A 609-nucleotide genomic window follows, 5' to 3' on the forward strand; every position below is an offset into this window, starting at 1 on the left:
TGGAACAACTCACCGCTCACGTCTGAGATTATCTCTTTCCGTGTCTCCAGATCCAGTGTACCATCAACGGATAGCCTGTGTCTGAGCGACCGTGGAACATGTACCAAATCGAGTTGGTGGTACCGTTCTTTGGCAGTAAAGGCCGTCACAAGTCTGTCTTCGCTATCACTGACGACCGCTGCGTCGTCAGTGATTGCGTTCTGCTCGTCAAGCTCACCCGCTATGTTGGTCCAGTCAGCATTAACCGAGACATCAAGCACGGATCGAGTTTCACCATCATCGTCTTCCGCGAGTGTGATCTGAACCTCGTGCTGACTACGGTCGTCATCCTGACTATAACACATTGTCCCGTCCGGGATGACGGTGCCAGCTTCTGTACCTGGAATGTGGTCAGAAACAAACGATGAGAGTTTCTGACCGTAGTCTTTGACTCGCCGCTGGATGGTGTCGGGCGACGGCATCTTCTCGAAGCCGTCGCCCGCCGACGCAGCATCCCGATACGACAGCGTCGTGGCGAGATCGGCTGTCTTAACAGAGATATCCTCTTGATACCGCTTCTTGCCATCGAACTGAATGAGGTTCTCAACAGGGCGGAAGTGTGACTGTTCA

At 53.4% G+C, this 609-nt stretch carries 1 pseudogene; it reads right to left on the reverse strand.

Going from position 1 to position 609, the window contains the following annotated elements:
• Positions 1 to 609, reverse strand: a pseudogene (locus O2S87_RS18725) (ISH6 family transposase); the annotation flags it as partial.

The organism is Halohasta sp. A2 (assembly GCF_056175805.1).